A 17,811-nucleotide genomic window follows, 5' to 3' on the forward strand; every position below is an offset into this window, starting at 1 on the left:
GGGTCGGTCAGCCATGCGGATGGGACCCGCGGAGCTGGTGCAGGCGGCGGCCATGGCCCGCCGGTTCTACCTGGAGGGCAAGTCCAAGATCCAGATCGCCGAGGAGTTCGGCGTGAGCCGCTTCAAGGTGGCCCGGGTTCTGGAGACCGCCCTCGAACGTGATCTCGTACGCATCGAGATCCGGGTCCCGGCCGAGCTGGACGCCGAACGTTCCGACGCCCTGCGCGCCCGCTACGGGCTGCGGCACGCGGTGGTCGTCGAGTCCCCGGCCGAGGAGCAGGACGACGCCGCCGATCCGGAGAACCTGGGCGAGGTAGCCGCCGACCTCCTGGGCGAGCTGGTGGCCGAGGGCGACGTGCTCGGCCTGGCCTGGGGCCGCTCCACCATCCACATGGCGGCCGCCCTCGACCGGCTGCCGCCCTGCACGGTCGTCCAGCTGACCGGGGTGTACGACGCGGGCACCGCCGAGCGCGGCTCCGTCGAGGCGGTCCGCCGGGCGGCCCAGGTCTCGGGCGGCGAGGCCCACCCCATCTACGCCCCGATGCTGCTGCCGGACCCCGCGACGGCCGCCGCGCTGCGCGACCAGACGGGGATCGCCCGCGCCTTCGAGTACTTCGACAAGGTGACGGTGGCCGCCGTCTCCATCGGCTCCTGGGAGCCGGGCATCTCCACGGTCCACGACATGCTCTCGGACGAGGAGCGCGCCCACTACGCCTCGCTCGGCGTCGCCGCCGAGATGTCCGCGCACCTCTTCGACGCCGACGGCCGCAGAGTCGGCCGCGACCTGGGGGAGCGCTGCATCACGGTGGAGGCGGACCGGCTGCGCCGGATCCCCGAGGTGGTCGCGATCGCGGGCGGTCAGCGCAAGGCGGCGGCGATCGGCGCGGTGCTGAGATCCGGCCTGGTCACCAGCCTGGTCACGGACACCGCGGCCGCGGACTATCTGCTCACCGAGTCCACCGCGGGCGTCCGCCCGGCGCTGGAGCGGGCCGACCCCGACGGGGAGTGACGCGGACCCGGCGGGAGCGCAACCGGGGACATGCCGAGGGCCGTGCACCTGCTGGGGTGCACGGCCCTCGGCCTCTCGTCCTGTGGACCCCTCAGCCGACCGGGGGGACCTTGGCCGCGCGCGGGGCGGGGGCGGCTGCCCCGGTGCGCGCGGGCGGGACGCCCAGCACCGTCTCCTCCAGGTACTCCTCGGGCTCCTCGTACTGCGCCACGTCCGCCGGGTTGTAGCGGGGCGTCCGGCGCGACCAGTCCAGGTTGCCGCGCATCCAGCTCCGCATCCCGTCGAGGTAGGGCACCAGCAGCCCGGACAGCTCGGGATACAGCTCCAGCAACTCGTCCTCGGCGGTCAGGAACCGCTCGGTCTCCATCGCGAGCCGCTCCGCGACGTGGTCCAGCGCCTGCTGCTCCCCGAGGCCCCGATGGTGGCGGACCAGGTGGACGAGGTTGTGGATCTCGCCGAGCACCTGCTCCTTCTCGAAGGAGTACACGTCGTTGGCCCAGCAGACGTGGTTGCACGCGGCTTCCAGGGCGGTGATGAAACGGGGGTCGTTGTGGAGGGACTCCGGCGCCTCGATGCCCGCCACGATCTCTATGAGGTCCATGCAGACGTGGATGGCCCCGGTGTGCCGCCGTTTGGCGATGTACGTCTCCTCCGAGGGCACCACGTCCTCGGCGCGGTTGCCCGCCTCCCAGGTCGTGGCGGTCGTGAGGTAGGTGACCAGATGCCAGGCGAACCGGGTGCGCCAGTGCGGGGCCGCGTTCGGCGTCGTACGTTTCCACAGGTCGGCCAGGGCGGTGACGGCGGCCGGGACGTCTTCGCCCGGCAGCGGGTCGGGGGCGGAGCCGTCGACGACCGCGCGCATCCGGTCGACCACGCTTCTCACCAGTTCGGGTGAACGGCCGAGGTGGCCGTCGTCGAGCTGGTCGTCGACCAGGAAGAGCCAGACGAACCAGTCGGCCACCAGATCGAGGTGGTGTTCGTCGGCCGTCGGGTAGACCATGCCGACGAACGCCCCGAAATCGGCTTGTTCGAATCGGTTCCTCGCGGACTCGCGGTGGACCAGACCCGTCCGTCTGGTCCAGGCGTCCAGATGCCCCCGGGTGTGCTCCACGTGCGGATTGGTCCGCTGCGGGAACGGGCAGTAGATGTCCGGCAGTTCGCTGTCCACAGGCGGATCGGGATCCTCTCCGGTCATACGGTGTGCCCAGGGGTGCCGACGAGCCGGACCGGCGCTTCCGACACCCCCGAGACCTGCGGCTTTGAAGCTACCTGACCCCTTGTCACCCGGTCCAGGGATGGTGATCACGAATGATTCGAATCCCGTTCGGGTACAGTCCGTGGGTAAGGCAGGTTCACTTGCCCGGGACCCCCGGCCGCCTCTTCGGAGGATCAGACGAATGCGGGGGTCTTTTGCTGTGTCTTCGGGAAGGCGACCTGCACGGTTTCGTATGAAAAAATGAGTGTTATGCGTTTTCTTGAGCCGGGTACCGGTCGCTACACAGAGTCCCCCGCGGTCCCGTACGACCTCACGTACGACGACGTCTTCATGGTCCCGGGCCGCTCCGCGGTCGGCTCCCGCCAGGGCGTGGACCTCGCGTCGCCCGACGGGACCGGTACCACCATCCCGCTCGTGGTCGCCAACATGACCGCCATCGCGGGCCGCCGGATGGCCGAAACCGTCGCCCGCCGCGGCGGCCTCGTCGTCATCCCCCAGGACATCCCGATCGAGGTCGTCACCGACGTCATCTCCTGGGTCAAGACGCGCCACCTCGTCCTCGACACCCCGATCGAGCTGGCCCCCGGCCAGACCGTCGCCGACGCGCTGTCGCTGCTCCCCAAGCGGGCGCACGGCGCGGGCGTCGTCGTCGACGCCGACCGCCGTCCCGTCGGCGTCGTCACCGAGCACGACCTCAGCGGCGTCGACCGCTTCACCCAGCTCTCCGAGGTCATGACCAAGGACCTCGTCCTGCTGGACGCGGACATCGACCCGCGCGACGCCTTCACCAGGCTCGACGGCGCCAACCGCAAGCTCGCCCCCGCGGTCGACGCGGACGGCCGCCTCGTCGGCATCCTCACCCGCAAGGCCGCCCTGCGCGCCACGCTCTACACCCCCGCCACCGACGCCGAGGGCAGGCTGCGCATCGCGGCCGCCGTCGGTATCAACGGCGACGTGGCCGGCAAGGCCAAGCAGCTCCTGGACGCGGGCGCCGACGTCCTCGTGGTGGACACCGCCCACGGCCACCAGGAATCCATGATCAGCGCGGTGAAGGCCGTCCGGGCCCTCGACCCCCGGGTCCCGATCGTCGCGGGCAACATCGTCGCCGCCGAAGGCGTGCGCGACCTGATCGAGGCGGGCGCGGACATCATCAAGGTCGGCGTCGGCCCCGGCGCCATGTGCACCACCCGGATGATGACCGGCGTCGGCCGCCCGCAGTTCTCCGCCGTCCTGGAGTGCGCCGCCGAGGCGAAGAAGCACGGCAAGCACGTCTGGGCGGACGGCGGCGTCCGGCACCCGCGCGACGTCGCCATGGCGCTCGCCGCCGGCGCGTCCAACGTGATGATCGGCTCCTGGTTCGCGGGCACGTACGAGTCGCCCGGCGACCTCCAGCAGTCCGCCGACGGCCGCTTCTACAAGGAGTCCTTCGGGATGGCCTCGGCCCGCGCCGTGAAGAACCGCACCTCGGACGAGTCCGCCTACGACCGTGCCCGCAAGGCGCTCTTCGAGGAGGGCATCTCCACCTCGCGGATGTTCCTCGACCCGGCCCGCCCGGGAGTCGAGGACCTCATCGACTCGATCATCGCGGGGGTCCGCTCCTCCTGCACCTACGCCGGTGCCGGCTCCCTCGCGGAGTTCACCGAGAAGGCCGTCGTCGGCGTCCAGAGCGCCGCCGGTTACGCCGAGGGCAAGCCGCTGCACGCCAGCTGGAGTTGATCCCGCGATCACCGCAACGACTGCGCCCCCTCCGGCTGTTCGACGCCGGAGGGGGCGCGGTCGTTTCCGGTACGTGCGCGCATGGCCGGGGGCGCGCTTCAACTCCGTTGGAATCTCAGTAATATGAACCGCACTCAGCTGCCTGCCTCTCTGCGGTAAGGGATCTCATGTCCTTCTTCACTGACCTGGCCCACCAGTACATCGACGGCGAGTGGAGGCCGGGGAAGGGGTCCTGGGACATCATCGACTTCAACCCGTTCGACGGGGAGAAGCTCGCCTCGATCCCGGTCGCCACCGCCGACGAGGTCGACCAGGCCTACCGGGCCGCCGAGCAGGCGCAGCATGCCTGGGCGGACACCAACCCGTACAGCAGGCGGGCCGTGCTGGAGAAGGCGCTGCGCATCGTCGAGGAGCGCGAGCAGGAGATCGGCGAGGCGATCGTCGCCGAGCTCGGCGGCACCCGGCTGAAGGCCGCCTTCGAACTGCACCTGGCCAAGGAGTTCCTCCGCGAGGCGATCCAGCTGGCGCTGCGCCCCGCCGGGCAGATCCTCCCCTCGCCGACAGAGGGCAAGGAGAACCGCGTCTACCGCGTGCCCGTCGGCGTCGTCGGCGTCATCAGCCCGTTCAACTTCCCCTTCCTGCTCTCGCTGAAGTCCGTCGCGCCCGCGCTGGCCCTGGGCAACGCCGTCGTCCTCAAGCCGCACCAGAACACCCCGATCTGCGGCGGCACCCTGCTGGCCAAGGTCTTCGAGGACGCCGGGCTGCCCGCCGGACTGCTGAACGTCGTGATCACCGACATCGCGGAGATCGGCGACACCCTGCTGGAGCACCCCGTGCCGCAGGTCATCTCCTTCACCGGCTCGGACAAGGTCGGCCGCCACGTCGCCACCGTCTGCGCCCGGAACCTCAAGCGCGCCGTCCTCGAACTCGGCGGCAACAGCGCCCTGATCGTGCTCGACGACGCGGACGTGGACTACGCCGTGGACGCGGCGGTCTTCAGCCGGTACGTCCACCAGGGCCAGGTCTGCATGGCCGCCAACCGCATCCTGGTCGACCGTGCCGTCGAGGCCGAGTTCACCGAGAAGTTCGTCGCCAAGGTCGCCTCTCTCACCGTCGGCGACCCCGCCGACCCGGCCACCCGGATCGGCCCGCTGATCAACTCCTCGCAGGCCGAGTCCGTCTCCAAGCTCGTCGACCAGACCGTGGCGGCCGGGGCCACGGCCCTGCTGCACGGCCGCGCCGACGGCAACCTCGTCAGCCCCTCCGTGCTGACCGGCCTCCCCGCCGACTCGCCCGTCCTGCAGCAGGAGATCTTCGGGCCCGTCGCCCTGCTGATCCCCTTCGACGGCGAGGACGAGGCCGTCCGGATCGCCAACGACACCCCCTACGGCCTCAGCGGCGCCGTCCACACCGGCAGCATCGAGCGCGGCGTCCGGGTCGGGCAGCGCATCCACACCGGCATGATCCACATCAACGACGGCACCGTCCACGACGAGCCGATCGTCCCCTTCGGCGGCGAGAAGAGCTCGGGTCTCGGCCGGCTGAACGGCGACTCGATGATCGAGGCCTTCACCACCCAGAAGTGGATCTCCATCCAGCACGGCCGCTCGCAGTTCCCCTTCTGACGGCCCGCCCCGCCGCACCGGGCGCGCCCACGGCGGTGGTCCGTGGTCTACTGCGGGAGGCGGCACGCGCCGCCTCCCGCAAGCCGACCCACGCAGAGAAGTGAACCGCCCGACGTGCGCCTGAACGACCTCGACGAACGCATCGTCCACGCCCTCGCCGAAGACGCCCGGCGCTCCTACGCCGACATCGGCGCCGTCGTCGGCCTCTCCGCCCCCGCCGTGAAACGCCGCGTCGACCGGCTGCGCGCCGAGGGCGCGATCACCGGCTTCACCGTGCGGGTCGATCCCGCGGCGCTCGGCTGGGAAACCGAGGGGTTCATCGAGATCTACTGCAGCCGCAACACCTCCCCGGACGCCATCAAGCAGGGCCTCGCCCGCTACCCGGAGATCGCCTCGGCCTCCACGGTGACCGGCGAGGCGGACGCGGTGGTGCAGGTCTTCGCCGCCGACATGCGCCACTTCGAACAGGTCCTGGAGCGCATCGCGGGGGAGCCGTACGTGGAACGCACGAAGTCGGTGCTGGTGCTCTCACCGCTGCTGCGCCGCTACTCCGCGGAGGCCCCGCCGGCCTGATCCGCCCCGGAGACCGCCCCGGCCAGTGGTGCACATCACCTCGCTGACCTGCGATGATGCCCGACGCAACGATTCGCCGTCCTGGGACCTGACCGCGCAACGAATCAACGGTCGACGCGCAACACTCGCGCCTTGTCCGGGCCGATCCGGGCCACGTACCTTCGATACGTCTCCCCACCCCGCCCGCACCGCCCGAGGTCAGCCATGCCGTCGTTGCGCACCGCCCTGCTCCAGAGCTCCGGACGGCCCGGCGCCGTCGCCGAGAACCTGAAGGTGCTCGACGAGGCCGCCGGCCGGGCCGCCGATGCCGGAGCCCGGCTGCTGGTCGCGCCCGAGCTGTTCCTCACCGGATACGCCATCGGCGACGCCGTGCCCGTCCTGGCCGAGCCCGCCGACGGCCCCGGCTCCGAGGCGGTCGCCGAGATCGCCGTACGCCACGGCCTCGCCGTCCTCTACGGCTACCCGGAGCGCGACGGGGAGCGGATCTTCAACGCCTCCCAGCTCGTCGGAGCCGACGGCGCGCGCCTCGCGAACTACCGCAAGACCCACCTGTTCGGCTGCTTCGAGCAGGAGTGGTTCACCCCCGGTGAGCAGAGCGTCGTCCAGGCCGACCTCGACGGCCTGCGCATCGGGCTGCTGATCTGCTACGACGTGGAGTTCCCCGAGAACGTCCGGGCGCACGCCCTGGCCGGCACCGATCTGCTGCTGGTGCCCACCGCGCAGATGCACCCCTTCCAGTTCGTCGCCGAATCCGTCGTGCCCGTACGGGCCTTCGAGAGCCAGATGTACGTGGCTTACGTCAACCGCACCGGCCCGGAAGGGGAGTTCGAGTTCGTCGGGCTCAGCTGCCTGGCCGGCCCCGACGGCATGGTCCGCGCCCGCGCCGGCCGCGGCGAGGAACTCGTGACCGGCGAGGTGGACCCGGAGTTCCTGGCCGCCTCGCGCGCCGCCAACCCGTATCTCGCGGACCGCCGTCCCGGCCTCTACGGCTCCCTCGCCTGAGCCCGCCCCTCCCCGAACTTCCGTACCGCGCAAGGAGTCCGTACCCCATGACGTCCACGGTGCCCAATGCCGTCCAGCACACCGACGCCGCCGCCCCGCCGATCACCATGTTCGGGCCGGACTTCCCGTACGCGTACGACGACTTCCTCGCCCACCCGGCCGGACTCGGGCAGATTCCGGCGACCGAGCACGGCCAGGAGGTCGCCGTCATCGGCGGCGGACTCTCGGGCGTCATCGCCGCGTACGAACTGATGAAGATGGGCCTCAAGCCCGTCGTCTACGAGGCCGACCGGATCGGCGGCCGGCTGCGTACCGTCGGCTTCGACGGCTGCGACGGCGACCTCACCGCCGAGATGGGCGCGATGCGCTTCCCGCCGTCCTCCACGGCGCTCCAGCACTACATCGACCTGGTGGGGCTGGAGACCCGGCCCTTCCCCAACCCGCTGTCCCCGGCCACGCCCTCGACCGTCGTGGACCTCAAGGGCGAGTCGCACTACGCCGAGACCATCGACGACCTGCCGCAGGTCTACCGCGACGTCGCCGAGGCCTGGAACGCCTGTCTGGAGGAGGGCGCCGACTTCTCCGACATGAACCGGGCGCTGCGCGAGCGGGACGTCCCGCGCATCCGGGAGATCTGGTCGCAGCTCGTCGAGCGGCTCGACAACCAGACCTTCTACGGCTTCCTCTGCGAGTCCGAGGCCTTCACGTCCTTCCGGCACCGCGAGATCTTCGGCCAGGTCGGCTTCGGCACCGGCGGCTGGGACACCGACTTCCCCAACTCCATCCTGGAGATCCTGCGCGTCGTCTACACCGAGGCCGACGACCACCACCGCGGCATCGTCGGCGGCAGCCAGCAGCTCCCGCTGCGCCTGTGGGACCGCGAGCCGCAGAAGATCGTCCACTGGCCGCTCGGCACCTCGCTGTCTTCCCTGCACGACGGCGAGCCGCGCGGCGCGGTCACCCGGCTGACCCGTACGGCGGGCAACCGCATCACGGTCACCGACGCCACCGGCGACATCCGCACCTTCCGCGCCGCGGTCTTCACCGGCCAGTCCTGGCTGCTCCTCTCGAAGATCGACTGCGATGACGCGCTCTTCCCGATCGACCACTGGACGGCGATGGAGCGCACCCACTACATGGAGTCGTCCAAGCTGTTCGTGCCGGTCGACCGCCCGTTCTGGCTGGACAAGGACGCGACCACCGGCCGCGACACCCTGTCGATGACGCTGACCGACCGGATGACCCGGGGGACGTACCTCCTGGACGACGGACCGGACAGGCCAGCCGTCATCTGCCTCTCCTACACCTGGTGCGACGACAGCCTGAAGTGGCTGCCGCTCTCCCCGAAGGAGCGCATGGAGGTCATGCTCAAGTCGCTCGGCGAGATCTACCCGAACGTCGACATCCGCAGCCACATCATCGGCAACCCGGTCACCGTCTCCTGGGAGAACGAGCCCTGGTTCATGGGCGCGTTCAAGGCCAACCTGCCCGGCCACTACCGCTACCAGCGGCGGCTGTTCACCCACTTCATGCAGGACCGGCTGCCCGAGGACAAGCGGGGCATCTTCCTCGCCGGGGACGACATCTCCTGGACGGCCGGCTGGGCCGAGGGCGCCGTGCAGACCGCGCTGAACGCCGTGTGGGGCGTCATGCACCAGTTCGGCGGGGCCACGGACGCGACCAACCCCGGCCCCGGCGACGTCTTCGACGAGATCGCCCCGGTCGAGCTGCCGGAGGACTGAGCCGGAGCCGCGCCGGCGCGGGCGTCAGGGGCAGGGGGTGAGCAGGAGCCGCCCCACCAGACCCGCGCCCGCGTCGGTACGCTGCCGGAACTCCTCGGCCAGCGAAGGGAATCCGCGCAGCCGCCAGAGCGTCCGGGCCGCCGACCAGGCCGCCTCGCGGGCCCGTTCCAGGCTCCAGGAACTCACCAGGTGGGTCAGCGGATCCGCGATGCGCAGCAGGTCGGGTCCCGGCATCAGCTCGTCGTGGATTAGCTCCTCCAGCAATGCGAGGAGATCACCGACGCGCTCGAACTCCCCCTCCAGGTCCGGTGGATCGCAGCCGAGCGTACGACAGGTGTCCACCACGGCGAGGACCAGGTCGTGGCCCACGTGGGCCTGGAGACCGCTGAGCGCGAACTGCAGCGGACGTACGCCGGGATGGCGGCGGCAGGGGAGCAACGGCCGCCAGCACTCCGGCGGCCGCCCGCCCGCCATGGCGGTCTCGGCGGCCGACAGATAGCGCCCGGCGCAGCGTCCGCCCAGCAGGGCGGCGGCCTCCCGGCCACCGGGGCCGCCCCTGCCCGGCTCCGGACCGGCCGTCTCCAGGGCCTCCAGATAGAGCCGGTGGAAGACCGCCACCCCGTCCCCCGACGGCCACCTCGACCGCAATTCCCGCATACGTTCGATCATCCGGGCGCCGCCCGTCGTCGGGCCGCCGGCCGGGGCCGGTACTGCGGACTGCTCGATCTGCGTCATGCGCGGAGCGTCCCAGCCGTAGGCTCGCCACGGCGCCGACCGGCCGGGTATTCATCGGAACGGGCGAACAGCGGTGCCGGAAAAGGGGATCGAGGAGTGCCGGGCACCCGGGTACGACGTCGCACCGCTCACCGTGAACGCCGCCGCGCGGCCCACCGCCACGCCCTGCTGGCCGTCGCCTCGGCGGTCGTGGCGATCGGCGCGACCGCCGGACTGATCGACGCGGGCCACCAGGAGGGGCGCGACACGGCCCGCCCCGAACCGTCGCCCTCGCCGGTCCTCCAGCCCCTCCCCGCCGTGCCCACGCCCACGCCCGCGGCCCCGGCCCCGTCCGCCTCCTCCGCGCGCTCCGCTCCGGCGCCGTCCCCTCGGACACCCCGGCCCGCCCGAGCGCCGCCCCCGCGCCTCCGCCCGCCCGGACGACGGCACCCGCCCCCGCACCGCGCAGCCGCCTCTTCCGGCACCCGCGCTCCCAGGTGCTGGACTGGGTGCGGGCCCACCCCGACGATCCGCGCCGCCCGGTCATCGAGTCCCGGATCGCGACGCAGCCCGCCGCCGTCTGGTTCGCCGCCCACAACCCGGGCGAGATAGCCGGGCAGGTCCGCGACGTCACCCGGGGCGCGGCCGCCGCGGGCCGGATTCCCGTACTCGTCCCGTACGCGATACCCGACCGGGACTGCGGCGGTGCGTCGAAGGGCGGCGCCCCGGACCTCGCGGCGTACGACGCCTGGATACGGGAGTTCGCCCAGGGGCTCGGGGCGGGTGCGGCGATCGTGATCCTGGAGCCGGACGCCATCGCCCTCTCCGACTGCCTGAGCGCCTCCGGCCGGGCCGCCCGCTTCGCCTCCCTGGCCCGCGCCGGCCGGGTCCTGCGCGCCGCCGGCCCGCGGGCCCGGGTCTACTTCGACGGCGGACACTCGGGCTGGCACACCCCCGAGAAGCAGGCCGCCGCCCTCCGGGCCGCCGGAGCGGCCACCGACGGCGACGGCATCTTCACCAACGTGTCCAACTTCCACCGCACCGCCGACGAGACCGCCTACGCCCGCGCGGTCCTCGCCGCACTCGGCGGCCCGGCCGGACTCGGAGCGGTGATCGACACCAGCCGCAACGGCAACGGGGCGCCCGCCGCCGGCCAGTGGTGCGACCCGGCGGGCCGCGCTCTCGGGCGCACCCCGACGACGCGCACCGGCGAGGCCCGGATCGACGCGTACCTGTGGGTGAAGCTGCCGGGGGAGTCCGACGGCTGCTCGGGCGCGGCGGGCTCCTTCACCCCGGAGTACGCCTACGCCCTGGCCACCGGGTGAGCCCCGGCCGTCCCCGTACCGTCCGATCGCGGGGCCGGTCCCCGTGCGGACTGCTCCCGGGGCGGGCTCGCACAGGGCCTGTCCCCGGTCCGGTCCCCGTGCGGTCCGGCCCCGGGGCCCGACCCGTGACGGTTCAGCTCTTCTCGGCGCCCGGCTTCTCGTCGTACGCCGACGTGCCCGAGTCCAGCAGCGGTTCCTGGGGCTTGAGGTGGGCCGGGGCGAAGGCCCGCAGCACGTGGTAGCCGGTGATCACGACGATCGTGCCGAGCGCGATGCCGCCCAGTTCGAAGGTGTCGGTGATCTTCAGGCTGACCCCGCCGACTCCGATGATGATGCCCGCGGCGGCCGGGACGAGGTTGAGCGGATTACGCAGGTCCACCCGGCCGTTGAGCCAGATCTGCGCGCCGAGCAGGCCGATCATACCGTACAGGATCACGGTGATCCCGCCGAGCACCCCGCCCGGGATCGCGGCGACGACCGCGCCGAACTTCGGGCACAGGCCGAAGAGCAGGGCGAAGCAGGCCGCGGCCCAGTACGCCGCGGTGGAGTAGACCCGGGTCGCGGCCATCACGCCGATGTTCTCGGAGTACGTGGTGTTGGGCGGACCGCCCACGGCGGTGGAGAGCATGGAGGCCGCGCCGTCCGCCGCGATGGCGGTGCCGAGCTTGTCGTCCAGCGGGTCGCCGGTCATCTCGCCGACGGCCTTGACGTGCCCGGCGTTCTCCGCGACGAGCGCGATCACCACCGGCAGCGCCACCAGGATCGCCGACCACTCGAACGCGGGCGCGTGGAAGGACGGCAGCCCGATCCAGTCGGCCTGTCCGACGGCCGAGAGGTCCAGGCGCCAGTGGTCCACGGCCTCCGCCCCGCCGGCCGGTGAGTGGATCTTCCCGAACGCCAGGTCGAGCACCCAGGACAGCACGTACCCGAAGACCAGCCCCAGGAAGATCGCGATCCGGGAGAGGAAACCGCGCAGGCACACCACGGCGAGGCCGGTGAACAGCATCACCGCCAGTGCCGTCCACTGGTCCTGCGGCCAGTAGGTGGAGGCGGTCACCGGTGCCAGGTTGAAGCCGATCAGCATCACGACCGCACCCGTCACCACCGGCGGCATCGCCGCGTGGATGATCCGTGCGCCGAACCGCTGCACGGCGAGACCCACCAGGAACAGCGCCGCGCCGACCACCAGCACCGCGCCCGTGACGGTCGCGCTGTCCCCGCCGCTCGCCCGGATCGTGGCCGCGACACCGACGAAGGAGAGCGAGCAGCCCAGATAGCTCGGCACCCGGCCCCTGGTCGCCAGCAGGAAGATCGCGGTCGCGACCCCGGACATCATGATCGCGAGGTTCGGGTCGAGGCCCATCAGGACCGGGGCGACGAACGACGCCCCGAACATCGCGACGACGTGCTGGGCGCCGAGCCCGAACGTACGGGGCCAGGAGAGCCGCTCGTCGGGGCGGACCACCGCCCCGGGCGCGGGGGTCTTCCCGTCGCCGTGCAAGGTCCAGCGCACGCCGAGGCTCATGGTTGCTCCCTGAAGGTCTGCTCGGTGTGCCGACCGGTCTGCGACCCGGGGTTCGGAGTTCACCTGCGGAAAAGATCAGCGCCATGGTAGTGGTGCGCCCGGCGGGGGCCGCGCGGAGGTCGCCCGTCGCACGCCGTCACGCCGGGCCGGCGCCGAGCGGTCTCCCTCTCGCGCACCCCGGCCCCGGGTCAGCTGCCGGTGGCGCTCGTCGCCTTCGTACCCCCGCCGATCCGGGACCCCGCGACCTTCCGGTCGGCCGAGCGGAGCACCCCGGCGCCCAGCACCAGGCCGAGGGCCAGCACCGTCACCACGCCGAACGACACCACCAGCGAGGTCGCCTCGGCCAGCGAGCCGATCGCCGAGGGGGCGATGAGACCGGAGGTGTACGTGATGGTGGCGACGCCCGCGATGGCCTGGCTGGGGTTCGGCCCGCTGCGTCCCGCCGCGGCGAAGGCCAGCGGGACCACGACCGCCACCCCGAGGCCCAGCAGCCCGAAGCCGCACATCGCGGCGGCGGGGGAGGGGGCGAACACGACCAGCAGCCCGCCCGCGGTGGCCGTCATCCCGCCGGTCCGCACCGTGCGGACCGCGCCGAACCGGTCGACGATCCGGTCTCCGGCGATCCTGGCCACCGCCATCATCAGGGCGAACGCCGTGGTGGACGCGGCCGCGAGGCCGGCCGAACCGTCCAGGACGTCCCGCAGGTAGACCGCCGACCAGTCCAGGCTGGCCCCCTCGGCGAACACCGCGCAGAAGCCGACCGCCCCGATGACCAGGGCCGACTTCGGCGGAGTGGTGAACCTCGGCGGCGGTTCCTCGTCCGTGCGGCTCCGGATGTCGAGGACGTCCCGGCAGGCGATCAGGCCCAGCGCCGTGAGCACCAGGGCCGCGAAAAGGTGGTGGGTCCGGGCGTCCGTCCCGGTGTGGGCGGCGACCGTGCCCGCCGCCGAACCGGCCAGCGCGCCGACGCTCCACATGCCGTGCAGCCCCGACATGATCGACTTGTCGAGGCGGTTCTCCACCTCGACGCCGAGCGCGTTCATGGCCACGTCGGACATTCCCGCCGTCGCCCCGTAGACGAACAGTGCGGCGCAGAGAGTGAGCAGGTCCGGTGCCAGCGCGGGCAGGATCAGCGCCAGCGTCCAGAGCGCCAGCAGCCCCCGCAGCGCGGTCCGGGCGCCGAACCGGTGGCTGATCCGGCCCGCGAGCGGCATCGCGACCGACGCGCCGATCGCGGGGAAGGCCAGCGCCAGACCGAGCTGCCCCGCGCTCACCCCGGCGTGGTCCTGGATCCACGGCACCCGGGTCGCGAAGCTGCCGGTCACCGCCCCGTGGACGGTGAAGACCGCGGCGGTGGCGATGCGCGCCCGTTTCACCCGCTGTGTGCTGCAGACCGTGACGGTCGAGTCCTTCGTCATGCCGTCGAGCCCTCCCCTGGGAATCCTCTGATGCCGGCGGTTCCGGCTCTCCCGGCGCTTCCGCGACCATGCGTGGCGTAAACTATCAGGAACCCTGCCTGATAAATAGTCGGTACGCGTCGGCCCGGAAAAGCGGCGGGGCGGCCATCTGGAAGGATCCCGGTATGCCCGCATCTCCGAGCACGGCTCGGGCCATCAACGACCGGCTCGCCCTGCGGCTCCTCCAGCAGGACGGCCCGCTGACGGCCACCCAGCTCAAGACGCTGACCGGACTCTCCCGGCCCACCGTCGCCGACCTCGTCGAACGGCTGCGCGACGCCGGTCTGATCCGGGTCGTCGGCGAGTCCGGGGCCGTCCGTCGCGGTCCCAACGCCAAGCTCTACGGGATCGTCGCCGACCGGGCCCATCTCGCCGCGCTCGACGTGCGCCTCGGCAGCGTCAGCGTGGTCGTGACCGACCTGCTGGGGGCGACGCTCGCCGAGGACTCGCTGCCCATCGGCAGCGACACCGCCACCGGGCCCGCCGTCGAGCGGGCCGCCGCCCTGCTGGAGCGCACCGCCCGGGCCGCCGGGGCGGTTCCCCTGCACAGCGTCGGGATCGGGGCGCCGGGGCTGATCGACCCCGGCACCGGCGAACTGCGTGACAGCTCCGGTCTGCCCGACTGGCACCGGGGCCTCGTCCGGGAGCTCCAGCGGCGGCTTCCGGCCACCGTGCTGGTGGAGAACGAGACGAACCTCGCGGCCGTCGCGGAGCACCGGGAGGGCGCCGCCCACGACCGGGAGACCTTCGTCCTGCTCTGGCTGGGCCAGGGGGTCGGGGCCGCCGTGATGCTGGACGGCAAGCTGCGCCAGGGGGCGTCCGGCGGCGCGGGGGAGATCGGCTTCCTGCCGGTCCCCGGGGTGGGCGGGCTGCCGTCCGCGGTCAACTGCGAGGGCGGGTTCCACTCGCTGGCCGGCTCCGCCGCGCTCTGCGAACTCGCCGCCGCGCACGGACTCGTGGACCGCGGGACCGTGGCCGGGGGGCGGGAGGAGGAGGCGGCCGCCGTGGACGCGGTGCGGGCCGCCCTGGCGGCGGGGGAGGCGGGCGATCCCTTCCTGAAGGAGGTCGCCGACCGCCTCGCCCTCGGGTTGGCCGCCGTCGTCTCGGTGCTCGACCCCGGCTGCGTGCTGCTCGCGGGGGCCGTCGGCCACGCGGGCGGGGACGCGCTCGCCGCCCGGGTCGAGGAGCGGCTGGCCGCGTTGTCACCTCTGCGCACCGAGGTCCGCGCCGGTTCGCTGGGCGACGGGGCGGTGCTGCGCGGTGCGCTGATCGCGGCCCGGGACGCGGCGCAGGACGCGCTCTTCGCCCCGGAGGGCTGACCGGGCCGGTTCGCCCCCGTACGCCGTCCGGGAGGGCGGGGGATCCGGGGCCGGCCGGGAGAACGGCCCACGGCCCGGCGCGAGCGGGGAGAACCGCTCACGCCGGGCCGGGACGGGCACAGCGGGGATCAGCAGGCGCCGAGGTCCTTCCAGACGCCCCATTCACCGGTGGTGCCGGGCTTCTCAACCTTCGTCCACCAGGAGGCCTTCCACTGGTGGCCGTCCTGGCTGACGACGGAGCCGCCGCCGTACTCGGTCGTCGCGTTCCACGCCGGGGCCGAGCAGCTGCCGCCCGGCTCCGTGGGCGTCGGGGTCGGCGTGGGTCCGGTCGGGTCCGGGGTCGGGGTCGGGGTCGGGCCGGTCCCGGGCTCGACCACCGTGGTGCCGCGGGCCAGGTCACCGGCGAGCGCGTAGGTCTTCCCGCCGAAGTTCACGGTCCAGTTCGACGGGGTCGAGGTCGGCAGGTAGTAGACGAAGTCCAGCTGCACCGAGGCGCCGGGGGCCAGGCTCTGCCAGGACGGGAGCTTCAGCGAGACGCGGTTGTAGTCGCCCTTCAGGCCGCCGATGTTGTTGGCCGCCGTGTGGTCGCTGCGGATGATCTTCGTGCCGAAGCCGGACTGGTCCTTGGCGTTGGCCGGGGCGGAGGTGGAGTAGTCGAACTGGAACTCCGTACCGCCGGGCAGCGTGGCCTGGGTCCGGTTGGTGATCGTCAGCTTGGGGCTGATCGGGTAGTTGGAGTCGCCCAGCGGGAACTGCCCGAAGGAGACGTCGATGTTGAGCGCCTCGGACGGCAGGTCGATGGTGGAGCGCTTCGCGCCGTACGGGGTGGCCGACTTGAACGCGTCGTACATCGCGGTGGTCAGCGTGGAGCCCGTCTCGTACTGCCCCTTCGCCGCGTTCCACTGGTAGTCGCCCGCCAGCTCCCAGATCATCGTGCCGCCGATGCCCTTGTCCACGACGTAGTCGGCCTTGGCCTTCACCGACTGCTCGTCCTCGGTGGAGAGGAACACCTTCTTCTCGGAGTTCCACAGCCACGGGGCGACCAGCGTGGAGTCGTACTTGCGGGCGTACGTGCCGGTCAGCTGGGTGTTCGCGGGGAAGCCGTAGTCGGTGACGTAGTCCCCGACGATGCCCTTCTCCAGGTTCTTCGCGTGCCACATCGGGTTGGAACCGGCGGGCGATTCCTTGCCGTTGGTGTCCTTGTCGTGCCACAGGTTGTCGATGCCGACCGCGCCGTCACCGCACTTGGTCAGCCCCGCGCCCGCCGGGCAGTCGGTCGTGGCCGCCTTGCCCCACAGGCCGTCGGTGCCGCCCTGCACGTTCTTGAAGCCGCGGGTGTAGTACGGCAGGCCGATGTTGATGCGGCCGGCCGGCATCGAGCCGCGGAAGTAGTGGTAGGCCCAGTCGGTGTTGAGGTAGCCGACGCCGCCGTACTGCGAGGTGGTGTACACGCCCGCCTGTGCCAGCTCGTTGTCCTTGCCGTCGTCGAACAGCGAGGCGTTGGGCCCGACGTACTCGTTCCAGGCGCCGTGCAGGTCGTAGGACATGATGTTGACGTAGTCCAGGTACTTCTGCATCTGGTACGTCTCCATGCCCCGCAGCAGATAGCCGGAGGAGGGGGCCGCGACGGTCAGCAGGTAGTGCTTGCCGTCGGCCTCGCCCGCGCGGTCGAGCTTCTCGCGCAGCGTCTTCATCAGGGCGTCGTAGCCCTTGACCAGGCCCGCGCGGCGGCCGTTGGCCAGCGTGTGGTCCAGCGGGTTGCCCGCGTCCTTCATCGTGGTCGCGTACTCGTAGTCGATGTCGACGCCGTTGAAGCCGTACTTCTTGATGAACGCGACGGCCGAGTCGGCGAAGGTGTTGATGCCCGCCTGGTTGACCGAGCCGTCGGCGTTGGTCGCCATCGAGTAGAAGCCGCCCGAGTCGACGCGCTTGCCGTCGGGACCGAAGTAGCCGCCGGTCTCGGCCCAACCGCCGACGGAGACCAGGGTCTTCACGTTCGGGTGCTGCTTCTTGTACTTCGTCAGCAGGTTGAAGTGCCCCTTGTAGGGGAGCGTCGGGTCCATCTCGGCGCCCGCGACGCCGGGCCAGGTCATCCCGGTGGAGGCGTTGTCCGCGCTGTCCGGACCGACCGACAGCTTGTTGGAGCCGTCGACGTGCGCGAAGGCGTAGTTGAGGTGGGTGACCTTGTCCCACGGGATGTCCGGGACGAGGTAGGCGTCCTTGCCGTCCTTGCCGGTACGCCAGTTGGTGAAGTACCCGATGACGCGCCGCTGGTGGTCGGCGCCCATCTTCTCGCGTCCGTCGGCGTCGTAGACGGAGCAGTACGGGACGTTGACGCCGGGGGTCTGGTAAAGCCCGTCGGGGCGACAGGAGTTCTGGTCGGCCGCGGCCGAGGGGCCTGCGGCGAGTGAACTCAGCAGCAGTCCGGCGACGGCGGCGCCGGCGGCGAGGAGCGTGGCTCTCGCTCGGGTGGGGGACAGCATGTGGTCGTTCCTCCTGGGGAGGTCGGCAGAACACAACTGGCGAAAAGGGGGTGGGTCTGTCGGGGTCCCGGTGTGCGCCCACCGTGGGACCGAACCTCCGAGGTG

At 72.0% G+C, this 17,811-nt stretch carries 12 protein-coding genes and 1 pseudogene; 8 read left to right on the forward strand and 5 right to left on the reverse strand.

The features are described 5' to 3' along the window. Nucleotides 1-13: 13 nt before the first annotated feature. The gene (locus KME66_RS29565; RefSeq protein ID WP_073222521.1) at nt 14-1,009 is read left to right on the forward strand and encodes a sugar-binding transcriptional regulator; all 996 of its coding nucleotides are present in this window, start codon (nt 14-16) and stop codon (nt 1,007-1,009) included. A 91-nt stretch (nt 1,010-1,100) separates the two neighbouring features. Here KME66_RS29565 and KME66_RS29570 read toward each other — a convergent pair whose 3' ends face one another. After that, nucleotides 1,101-2,177: a terpene cyclase gene (locus KME66_RS29570; RefSeq protein WP_216327870.1), complete on the reverse strand. Its 1,077-nt coding sequence runs from the start codon at nt 2,175-2,177 to the stop codon at nt 1,101-1,103. A gap of 297 nt (nt 2,178-2,474) precedes the next feature. On the opposite strand from KME66_RS29570, the gene KME66_RS29575 reads away from it, so the two are divergent. The 5 genes from KME66_RS29575 to KME66_RS29595 all read left to right on the forward strand — a co-directional run bounded on the left by KME66_RS29575 (nt 2,475) and on the right by KME66_RS29595 (nt 8,883). Beyond that, complete coding sequence (locus KME66_RS29575; protein ID WP_216327873.1) at nt 2,475-3,941, forward strand: GuaB1 family IMP dehydrogenase-related protein; 1,467 nt, start codon at nt 2,475-2,477, stop codon at nt 3,939-3,941. A 167-nt stretch (nt 3,942-4,108) separates the two neighbouring features. Next, complete coding sequence (locus KME66_RS29580) at nt 4,109-5,566, forward strand: aldehyde dehydrogenase family protein (protein ID WP_216327876.1); 1,458 nt, start codon at nt 4,109-4,111, stop codon at nt 5,564-5,566. 114 nt (nt 5,567-5,680) lie between these two features. Continuing rightward, nucleotides 5,681-6,139: an Lrp/AsnC family transcriptional regulator gene (locus KME66_RS29585; RefSeq protein WP_018490190.1), complete on the forward strand. Its 459-nt coding sequence runs from the start codon at nt 5,681-5,683 to the stop codon at nt 6,137-6,139. Nucleotides 6,140-6,343: 204 nt separating this feature from the next. Further along, complete coding sequence (locus KME66_RS29590; RefSeq protein WP_073222528.1) at nt 6,344-7,141, forward strand: carbon-nitrogen hydrolase family protein; 798 nt, start codon at nt 6,344-6,346, stop codon at nt 7,139-7,141. 47 nt (nt 7,142-7,188) lie between these two features. Further along, complete coding sequence (locus KME66_RS29595) at nt 7,189-8,883, forward strand: NAD(P)/FAD-dependent oxidoreductase (RefSeq protein WP_073222530.1); 1,695 nt, start codon at nt 7,189-7,191, stop codon at nt 8,881-8,883. Nucleotides 8,884-8,907: 24 nt separating this feature from the next. On the opposite strand, the gene KME66_RS29600 is transcribed toward KME66_RS29595, so the two are convergent. Next, on the reverse strand, nt 8,908-9,618 hold the full coding sequence (locus KME66_RS29600; protein WP_216327879.1) for a DUF5995 family protein: 711 nt from the start codon (nt 9,616-9,618) through the stop codon (nt 8,908-8,910). 96 nt (nt 9,619-9,714) lie between these two features. Between KME66_RS29600 and KME66_RS29605 the strand changes: the two are divergent. Continuing rightward, a pseudogene (locus KME66_RS29605) lies at nt 9,715-10,922 on the forward strand (glycoside hydrolase family 6 protein). Nucleotides 10,923-11,055: 133 nt separating this feature from the next. Here KME66_RS29605 and KME66_RS29610 read toward each other — a convergent pair. Next, a complete protein-coding gene (locus KME66_RS29610; RefSeq protein WP_216327883.1) occupies nt 11,056-12,447 on the reverse strand; it encodes a solute carrier family 23 protein in 1,392 nt (463 codons plus the stop codon). A gap of 188 nt (nt 12,448-12,635) precedes the next feature. Beyond that, nucleotides 12,636-13,865, reverse strand: coding sequence for an MFS transporter (locus KME66_RS29615; RefSeq protein ID WP_216327885.1), 1,230 nt, complete (start codon nt 13,863-13,865; stop codon nt 12,636-12,638). A gap of 164 nt (nt 13,866-14,029) precedes the next feature. Between KME66_RS29615 and KME66_RS29620 the strand changes: the two genes are divergently transcribed. Continuing rightward, a complete protein-coding gene (locus KME66_RS29620) occupies nt 14,030-15,223 on the forward strand; it encodes an ROK family transcriptional regulator (RefSeq protein WP_073222538.1) in 1,194 nt (397 codons plus the stop codon). A gap of 128 nt (nt 15,224-15,351) precedes the next feature. Here KME66_RS29620 and KME66_RS29625 read toward each other — a convergent pair whose 3' ends face one another. After that, entirely contained in the window at nt 15,352-17,706 is a 2,355-nt protein-coding gene (locus KME66_RS29625) for a chitinase C-terminal domain-containing protein (RefSeq protein ID WP_216327888.1), read from the reverse strand. Between the last annotated feature and the right edge of the window lie 105 nt (nt 17,707-17,811).

The sequence above is a fragment of the Streptomyces sp. YPW6 genome, assembly GCF_018866325.1.
GTDB lineage: Bacteria > Actinomycetota > Actinomycetes > Streptomycetales > Streptomycetaceae > Streptomyces.

Coding starts and splice junctions, on each gene's coding strand:
- KME66_RS29580 (WP_216327876.1), top strand. CDS start 4,109: ATGTCCTTCTTCACTGACCTGGCCCACCAGTACATCGACGGCGAGTGG.
- KME66_RS29615 (WP_216327885.1), bottom strand. CDS start 13,865: ATGACGAAGGACTCGACCGTCACGGTCTGCAGCACACAGCGGGTGAAA.
- KME66_RS29590 (WP_073222528.1), top strand. CDS start 6,344: ATGCCGTCGTTGCGCACCGCCCTGCTCCAGAGCTCCGGACGGCCCGGC.
- KME66_RS29600 (WP_216327879.1), bottom strand. CDS start 9,618: ATGACGCAGATCGAGCAGTCCGCAGTACCGGCCCCGGCCGGCGGCCCG.
- KME66_RS29610 (WP_216327883.1), bottom strand. CDS start 12,447: ATGAGCCTCGGCGTGCGCTGGACCTTGCACGGCGACGGGAAGACCCCC.
- KME66_RS29565 (WP_073222521.1), top strand. CDS start 14: ATGCGGATGGGACCCGCGGAGCTGGTGCAGGCGGCGGCCATGGCCCGC.
- KME66_RS29595 (WP_073222530.1), top strand. CDS start 7,189: ATGACGTCCACGGTGCCCAATGCCGTCCAGCACACCGACGCCGCCGCC.
- KME66_RS29620 (WP_073222538.1), top strand. CDS start 14,030: ATGCCCGCATCTCCGAGCACGGCTCGGGCCATCAACGACCGGCTCGCC.
- KME66_RS29575 (WP_216327873.1), top strand. CDS start 2,475: ATGCGTTTTCTTGAGCCGGGTACCGGTCGCTACACAGAGTCCCCCGCG.
- KME66_RS29625 (WP_216327888.1), bottom strand. CDS start 17,706: ATGCTGTCCCCCACCCGAGCGAGAGCCACGCTCCTCGCCGCCGGCGCC.